Genomic DNA, 7,897 nt, shown 5'->3' with positions numbered 1-7,897 from the left:
TAGATAGGGCAGAGGTGGAAGTACGGCAACGTATGGAGCTGACTGTTACTAATCGGTCGAGGCTTTAACCAAAGAAGGTAAGGAAGATGTTTGATGAAAGGTTCTGTATGTAGTTTTGAAGGTACATAGATTATTTTGTAAAGATTTGGCCCGGTGGCTCAGCCGGTTAGAGCGCCGCCCTGTCACGGCGGAGGTCGTGGGTTCGATTCCCATCCGGGTCGTTTTTTCCTTTTTAGGAGGATTTATAATATAAATTTGGGATCATAGCTCAGCTGGGAGAGCATCTGCCTTACAAGCAGAGGGTCATAGGTTCGAGCCCTATTGGTCCCATTTTTGTCAGCCGTTGTGGCTCAATTGGCAGAGCAGCTGATTTGTAATCAGCAGGTTACCGGTTCAAGTCCGGTCAACGGCTCTCATAAATTATGTTATAAACGTAATTTTATGTTTGAGTTTTATGCTGAAATGGTATAATATATATGTATATGGTGGGATTCCCGAGTGGCCAAAGGGGGCAGACTGTAAATCTGTTGGCAACGCCTTCGAAGGTTCGAATCCTTCTCCCACCATTTTAGCGCGGGGTGGAGCAGTCTGGTAGCTCGTCGGGCTCATAACCCGAAGGTCGTTGGTTCAAATCCGGCCCCCGCAACTTCCATTAGCGTTCAGAGCGTGCATAGAAATATTTATCAACAGGGCCGGATATTTATATTCGGAGCTGTTGATAAATGTTTCTATATAGGCGGTAACGCCGTGATCTCAAAAGTATAGCTTTTGAGATTTTGTACGCGGACTAAAGTAAAATCAATACCCAAGCCCAGATAGCTCAGTCGGTAGAGCAGAGGACTGAAAATCCTCGTGTCGCTGGTTCGATTCCGGCTCTGGGCATCTAAAAGTTCTGATTTTTATCAGGGCTTTTTTCTTTTTCCCAAAATACCTTGTCACACTTTAAAATGTCGTGGAATATCTACGGTGTGTATGATAAAATAGGATAAAATGAGGCTTAATAACAATTTATGAAATATCCTATATTTGAAAAATTAAGACAATTAGATAAAGAAGGGATGTATCCGTTCCATATGCCTGGTCACAAAAGGCAGAAACAGGACATTATGAGAGAGGGATCTCTGTTTGCGCTTGACACTACAGAGATCAGCGGCTTTGACGATCTGCATCATCCCGAGGGGATGATTAAAGAATCAATGGAGTATGTCCAACATATATATGGAAGTAAGGAAAGTTATTTTCTGATCAACAGCACCACCGGAGGCATTTTAGCTTCTGTGGCTGCGTCCTGTCGGCTGGGAGATAAGATTCTTATCAGCAGGAACTGCCACAAGTCCGTATATCATGCAATTTCCATGCTTGGATTAAGGCCGGTTTATTTATATCCCAAAATAGAGCAGAATATTTGTATGGGGATTACTAAAAGCCAGGTGCAGGACATACTGGGCAGGGAAAATGGCGTTAAAGCCGCTGTTATCGTTTCCCCTACTTATGAAGGGATCGTGTCTGATATCAGGCAGATTGCTGAGGTTCTTCATGAAGAGGGGATTCCCTTGATCGTGGATGAGGCTCACGGAGCACATTTTGTATTTCACAGTGGATTTCCGGAGAGCGCGGTATCCCAGGGAGCAGATGCAGTGATCCAGAGTCTGCATAAGACGCTGCCTTCCCTTACTCAGACCGGACTTCTGCACATATGCAGTTCCCGGATAGGCACCAGGGAGATTCAGCAGGCTTTATCTACATTTCAGAGCAGCAGCCCGTCTTATATTTTGATGGCCAGTATTGATTACTGTGTCAGGAAATGTGCTGACAGCCCGGACTTGTTTGATGACTATGTTCGGAATCTAATGGATATCCGGGCCAGGCTTAAAGCTATGAGACACCTGAAGCTCTTAAAGACAGATGATCCGGGAAAAATCGTTGTTTCGACCGGCGATACAAAGATTACCGGCAAAGAGCTGTTTCATATTTTGAGGGGTGAGTATGGGATAGAGTTGGAGATGTCCGAAATATCCTATGTCACTGCCATGACGAGTATTTGTGATACAAAAGAGGCATTGGATAAATTGTGTGAGGCATTTCTGGAAACAGATGAAAGCCTGCACCATGTTCAAAATCCGGGACTGGCTGTTATTCCTGCCACTGAGCAGGTTATGACACCTTACGAGGCAAAGATAAGAGGGAGAAAGTTGGTGAGTCCTGCCGAATCACTTGGAGGGATCAGTGCGGATTTTATATTTTTATATCCTCCGGGCATACCGCTGGCGGTGCCGGGAGAGAAGATTTCAGGAGAAATAGTGCAGAAAATTAATGAGTACCAGGAACAGAAGATGAATCTGATTGGCCTGTCGGAAGGCCGGATATACATAGTGGATGAAAGGGTTTGAGATGGGAATATTTATAACGATGGAAGGGCCGGACGGTGCCGGGAAATCTACACAGATTGATTTATTAAGAGTCTACTTATTGCAGAAGGGGTATGATATAATAGTATGCAGGGAACCAGGAGGTACGGTTATAAGCGAAGCGATCCGTGAAGTGATCCTCAACAGGGATTATAAAAACATGGGACATATGACAGAACTTCTTTTATACGCTGCGGCCAGGGCCCAGTTAGTGGAGGAAGTCATACAGCCTGCTCTGGACCAGGGAAAAGTAGTCATCTGTGACCGCTTCATAGAATCTTCGGCCGTATATCAGGGAATTGCAAGGGGACTGGGTGTTGATCTGGTATATGAAGTAAACCGGTTTGCAGTGGGAAATGCTATGCCGGATATAACGATCCTGCTTGATGTGGATGCAGAGACCGGCATCGGAAGAAAGAAACAGCAGGCAGAGCTGGACCGTATGGAATCAGAAAAGCTGGAATTTCACAGGAAAGTGGTGGAAGGATACAGGCTGTTAGCCGAAAGAGATAAAAACAGGATGGTTAAGATCGACGGGAGAAACTCCATTGAGGAAATTCACCGTCAGATAAAAGTAGCAGTTGATGATGCCCTGACAAGAGAGACAAACCGGATGTAATGTAAAAAGACGAACCGGCAGGGTATTGATTTCATAGGGATGGAAGAGGATGAGATGAAGAGTTTTGATAACGTGGTTGGACATAAGAAGATCATACAGCATTTTGAAGAAGCCATTCAGACCGGACAGATTTCGCATGCATATTTACTGAATGGAGAAGACGGATCGGGAAAGATGACATTGGCAAAAGCCTTTGCAAAAGCTCTGCTCTGTGAGACACACGAAGGCTGCGGTCAATGTACCCCGTGCCGCCAGGCGGATACGGGAAACCATCCGGATCTGATCTATATAACACATGAAAAATACGAGATCCGCGTGGATGAGATCAGACAGGGGATTAATGAGACCATAGACATTAAGCCGTACAGCAGCAATTACAAAATATACATTGTGGATGATGCAGACCGTATGAATGTAGGGGCTCAGAACGCACTGTTAAAGACATTGGAAGAGCCGCCGGAGTATGCAGTGATCCTGCTGCTGACAAACAACAAAGACCGTCTGCTGGAGACTATATTATCCAGATGTGTATGTATGTCTCTGGGAACCGTCCCGGAAGATCAGATCAGGGCTTACCTGAAGGAACACATACAGGCAGATGAGGATATGATCGAATTTGCAGTATCGTTTTCACTGGGCAACCTTGGAAAGGCCATCCATGTAGCTACGACCAAAGAGTTCCACGAGATGCTGAACGAGGCGCTGGGAATGCTTGGTTATATACATCATATGGAGCTTCATGAGATGATTTCTTACTTAAAGACATTGACAAAATATAAAGAACAGATTTATGATTTTCTTGATATTATGACAGACTGGTACAGAGACATGCTGATCCTCAAGACGACGGGATCTGTGAATCTTCTGATTTTCAAGGACAAGTACCGCCAGCTTAAAGAGCAGGAAATCTATATTACATTTGAGGGCCTTACCCATATCATGGACGAGATTCAGAAGGCCAGAGTACGCTTGAATGCGAACGTGAATTTTGAAGTGACGATGGAGATGTTGCTTCTTACGATGAAGGAGAATGGAAAGATATGGTAGAAGTAGTTGGGGTGCGGTTCCGCACTGCCGGGAAAGTATATTTTTTTGATCCAAAGAAGTTTGATATAAAGCAGGGAGATCATGTGATTGTGGAAACTGCCCGCGGTGTGGAATACGGCAGGGTCGTAACGGACAAGAAGAAAGTGGACAAGGAAGCCGTCTCTGACGAGTTAAAACCGGTTCTGAGGATCGCAACCAGGGAAGATAAAGATGCAGCACTGGAAAATCTCAAGAAAGAGAAGGAAGCTTTCTCCATCTGTTCACAGAAGATCCGGGAACATAAACTGGAGATGAAACTGGTAGCTACCGAGTATACGTTTGACAACAATAAAGTCCTGTTTTACTTTACCGCAGACGGGCGTGTGGATTTCCGTGAATTGGTGAAAGACCTGGCATCAATCTTCAGAACAAGAATTGAACTGCGCCAGATCGGTGTGAGAGATGAGGCAAAGATGCTCGGCGGGATTGGAATCTGCGGACGGGCACTGTGCTGCAGTTCTTATCTGTCGGAATTCATCCCGGTCTCCATCAAGATGGCAAAGGAACAGAGTCTGTCTCTAAATCCTACCAAGATTTCCGGGGTCTGCGGACGCCTGATGTGCTGTCTGAAAAATGAACAGGAAACATACGAATACCTGAACAAGAAACTGCCGAGCATCGGAGACGCAGTGAAAACAGCGGACGGACGGACCGGCGAAGTGCAGCGGGTCAATATTCTCAGACAGAATGTGAAGCTGATCGTAGAAGATGACAACGGTGATAAGGAAATTGTGGAGTACAGGCTGGATGATTTGAACTATCATCCGAAAAACGGGAGAAAAAGACGGGGAAAGGGCAGTCAAAAGAATCATGAGAATTAAACCTGGAGACGGAGAGCGCTTGGATGATCTGGGTATAAAGGGATATCAGATCATCCAGAAAAAAGACGGCTTTTGTTTTGGTATGGACGCGGTTTTGCTGTCCTCTTTTGTAAAAGTGAAGAAAAACGGAAATGTGCTGGACCTTGGTACAGGAACGGGGATTCTTCCGATCCTCATGGAAGCAAAGACACCCGGGAGACATTTTACCGGGCTGGAAATCCAGAGTGAGATGGCCGAGATGGCAGCAAGAAGTGCTGCATTAAACGGGCTGGAAGAAAAGATAGAGATCGTAGAAGGCGATATTACAAAGGCTTCTGCGATTTTTTCACATGACAGCTTTGACGTCATTACTTCAAATCCGCCTTATATGGTGGATGATCATGGCTTCAAGAATCCAAATGATGCAAAGGCCATCGCAAGGCATGAGATCCTGTGCAGATTCCGGGATATTTCCGGTGCTGCCAGAGTCCTTTTAAAACACAGCGGAAGCCTGTTTTTGGTTCACAGAAGCTACCGTCTTTCTGAGATCCTTAACTGTTTGATCAATGACGGCCTGGAGCCCAAAAGAATCCGGTTTGTCTATCCTTACAGGGAAAAAGAATCCAATATTTTTTTGCTGGAAGCAGTAAAAGGAGGGAAGTCCAGGATGAAGGTCGAACCGCCTTTGATCATCTATGAAAAGCCTGGGCAGTATACCGAAGAAATTTATAAAATTTATGGATGGAAACCTGAGGAGGTTTAAATGGCAGGGAAATTATATTTATGCGCAACTCCCATCGGCAATCTGGAGGACATTACATTCCGGACACTGGAAACGTTAAAGGTCGTAGATTTGATCGCTGCGGAAGACACACGGCACAGCATTAAGCTTTTAAATCACTTTGATATTAAGACAAAGATGACGAGCTATCACGAGTACAACCGCGTGGAAAAAGCCCGTTATCTTGTAAAGCTTCTGGAGGATGGTAAAAACATTGCACTGATTACGGATGCGGGCACTCCGGGCATTTCAGATCCGGGAGAAGAACTGGTGAGACAGTGTCATGAAAACGGCATTCAGGTAACGTCCCTGCCGGGTGCATGTGCCCTGATCAATGGGCTGGTTATTTCAGGACAGCCGACCAGGAGATTCTGTTTTGAAGCATTTCTGCCGCCAGATAAAAAAGAACGCGCCATGATCTTAGAACAGCTGAAGGACGAAACACGGACGATCATTTTGTATGAGGCTCCTCACAGGCTTTTAAAGACTTTGGAGGAACTTTACAGCACAATGGGGAACAGGAAAATGACAGTCTGCAGGGAACTGACAAAGAAACATGAGACGGTGTTTGTCTCTGAGATGAGAGAGGTGATCTCCTATTATACCGAACATCCGGCAAAGGGTGAGTGTGTTCTGATCATTCATGGGAAAACATTAGAGGAACTGAAAAAGGAAAGCCAGGAGCAGTTTCAGGAACTTGATCTGATGGAGCATATGCAACGCTATTTAGGGAAAGGCCTCTCACAAAAAGAGGCAATGAAGTTGGTGGCCAAAGACCGCGGAGTAGGCAAAAGAGACATCTATCAGGAACTTCTCCGGTATAAAGAATAAAAAAACATCAAAAAAGGACATATCATTCAGCATATGTCCTTTTATTATATCCCACTGCTTTATTCTGCAACATTTAAACCAGCAAGTTTCGCCAGTTCAATGATAGAACTCTTTGAAACTTTCTTGCCTTTGTACTCAACGAGATCATCCATTTCGCCAGTAAAGATGTCCGCTGGATTGTACTTCTTCAATATGATCGTATCTTCGTCAACGAAGATTTCAAGGGGATCCCTCTCATTCACATCCAGATTACGTCTTAACTCAATTGGTAAAGTAATACGTCCCAGCTCATCAAGCTTCCTTACAATACCTGTACTCTTCATATTCGCTTCCCTCCTTGCAAATTAGTAAACTACTATACCTAACAATATCATACCTCAGAAAGCTTGTCAAATCCGGGCTTTGAAGCATATTCTTGTGAAGGAGAGAATAGGATACATTAAGGACGAAAAAGGAGTTTCACTTTGATCAATTATATATGGAGTATCTTAATTTTAGCAGGTATATTAATAGGAAGTATTAACGGCAATCTGAATGCCGTATCAGATACGATTTTGGACTCTTCTAAGGAAGCTGTACAGCTCTGTATCCTGATGTTTGGGGTAGTAGGGGTATGGTCCGGGATTATGAATGTAGCGGTCTCTTTAGGCCTTGTAAAAAAGCTTGAGAGACTCATAGCGCCATTTTTGAAGTTCCTGTTTCCGAGATTAAGGGATAAGGAAGCAAAGGAATATATCAGCACGAATATTGTAGCCAATCTCCTGGGGCTTGGATGGGCCGCAACACCATCAGGGATCAAGGCAATGAAGGCCCTGGACAGGATCAATCCGCACAAGGGTGTCGCCACCAGGGAAATGTGCATGTTTTTGATCCTCAATATTTCTTCTTTACAGCTGATCCCTGTCAATATCATCGTATTCCGAAGTCAGTACGGAAGCGTGAATCCGACAGCGGTTGTGGCGCCGGCAATTATTGCGACTTTCTGTTCCACCATCGTAGGGATTCTTTTTGCAAAGATCATCGAGAAATTTCAGAAAAGCATTTGATTTTTAGAGACAATTTGTATTATAATGAAAATATAGTTTAGCTAGAACCAAATAAATAGGCAAAACTGCCGAAAGGCAGTGACGCAAAGCTAAAGGGGCTATATCGTATGAGGAGTACGATCGTGCCAGCCAGCTGCCTCATAAATTATTATTTATGTGTAGATTGAGAATCCGTCGGATACTCAGTCTTTTTTGTTTCATAGGATTAGGGTGTCAAAAGACACATTAATAAATATCTGATTTTGTTTGTACCTTGAAAATTTAACACGAATTGGTTTGAGAATATTAAATTTAGAACAATCAACAGAAGGTGAGCTTGATGTTTT

At 44.2% G+C, this 7,897-nt stretch carries 8 protein-coding genes, 6 tRNA genes and 1 riboswitch; of the genes, 13 read left to right on the top strand and 1 reads right to left on the bottom strand.

The features are described 5' to 3' along the window. Window positions 1-147 precede the first annotated feature (147 nt). The 12 genes from CI597_RS17155 (at window position 148) to rsmI (ending at window position 6,525) form a co-directional block, all read left to right on the top strand. Window positions 148-221: transfer RNA gene (locus tag CI597_RS17155), tRNA-Asp, on the top strand. A 36-nt stretch (window positions 222-257) separates the two neighbouring features. Then, window positions 258-330, top strand: a tRNA-Val gene (locus CI597_RS17150). A gap of 9 nt (window positions 331-339) precedes the next feature. After that, window positions 340-412: transfer RNA gene (locus tag CI597_RS17145), tRNA-Thr, on the top strand. A gap of 72 nt (window positions 413-484) precedes the next feature. Then, window positions 485-566 (top strand) — tRNA-Tyr (locus CI597_RS17140). 6 nt (window positions 567-572) lie between these two features. Beyond that, window positions 573-646, top strand: a tRNA-Met gene (locus tag CI597_RS17135). A gap of 163 nt (window positions 647-809) precedes the next feature. After that, a tRNA-Phe gene (locus tag CI597_RS17130) sits at window positions 810-882 on the top strand. 128 nt (window positions 883-1,010) lie between these two features. Continuing rightward, window positions 1,011-2,390 (top strand): aminotransferase class I/II-fold pyridoxal phosphate-dependent enzyme, encoded by a 1,380-nt coding sequence (locus CI597_RS17125; protein ID WP_024728964.1) that lies wholly within the window; start codon window positions 1,011-1,013, stop codon window positions 2,388-2,390. 1 nt (window position 2,391) lies between these two features. After that, window positions 2,392-3,027, top strand: coding sequence for a dTMP kinase (gene tmk, locus CI597_RS17120; RefSeq protein WP_330548444.1), 636 nt, complete (start codon window positions 2,392-2,394; stop codon window positions 3,025-3,027). 54 nt (window positions 3,028-3,081) lie between these two features. Further along, complete coding sequence (gene holB, locus CI597_RS17115) at window positions 3,082-4,074, top strand: DNA polymerase III subunit delta' (protein WP_024728962.1); 993 nt, start codon at window positions 3,082-3,084, stop codon at window positions 4,072-4,074. Continuing rightward, complete coding sequence (locus CI597_RS17110) at window positions 4,068-4,934, top strand: PSP1 domain-containing protein (RefSeq protein ID WP_024728961.1); 867 nt, start codon at window positions 4,068-4,070, stop codon at window positions 4,932-4,934. The genes holB and CI597_RS17110 overlap by 7 nt, the downstream gene beginning before the upstream one ends. After that, the gene (locus CI597_RS17105) at window positions 4,924-5,676 is read left to right on the top strand and encodes a tRNA1(Val) (adenine(37)-N6)-methyltransferase (protein WP_024728960.1); all 753 of its coding nucleotides are present in this window, start codon (window positions 4,924-4,926) and stop codon (window positions 5,674-5,676) included. The genes CI597_RS17110 and CI597_RS17105 overlap by 11 nt, the downstream gene beginning before the upstream one ends. Next, on the top strand, window positions 5,677-6,525 hold the full coding sequence (gene rsmI, locus CI597_RS17100; RefSeq protein WP_024728959.1) for a 16S rRNA (cytidine(1402)-2'-O)-methyltransferase: 849 nt from the start codon (window positions 5,677-5,679) through the stop codon (window positions 6,523-6,525). It begins immediately after the preceding gene. Between the two features lie 59 nt (window positions 6,526-6,584). Here rsmI and CI597_RS17095 read toward each other — a convergent pair whose 3' ends face one another. Then, window positions 6,585-6,848 carry an AbrB/MazE/SpoVT family DNA-binding domain-containing protein gene (locus CI597_RS17095; RefSeq protein ID WP_006567976.1) on the bottom strand — a complete coding sequence of 88 codons (264 nt, stop codon included), beginning with the start codon at window positions 6,846-6,848 and terminating at the stop codon, window positions 6,585-6,587. A gap of 141 nt (window positions 6,849-6,989) precedes the next feature. On the opposite strand from CI597_RS17095, the gene CI597_RS17090 reads away from it, so the two are divergent. Beyond that, on the top strand, window positions 6,990-7,571 hold the full coding sequence (locus CI597_RS17090) for a nucleoside recognition protein (RefSeq protein WP_024728958.1): 582 nt from the start codon (window positions 6,990-6,992) through the stop codon (window positions 7,569-7,571). Between the two features lie 48 nt (window positions 7,572-7,619). Beyond that, a riboswitch (cyclic di-GMP riboswitch) is annotated at window positions 7,620-7,712 on the top strand. Window positions 7,713-7,897: the final 185 nt, after the last annotated feature.

The sequence above is a fragment of the Anaerostipes hominis (ex Lee et al. 2021) genome (assembly GCF_002270485.1).
Classification (GTDB): domain Bacteria; phylum Bacillota; class Clostridia; order Lachnospirales; family Lachnospiraceae; genus Anaerostipes; species Anaerostipes hominis.
Note: the sequence above shows the minus strand (reverse complement) of the source record. Positions and strands in the feature narration are given on the sequence as shown.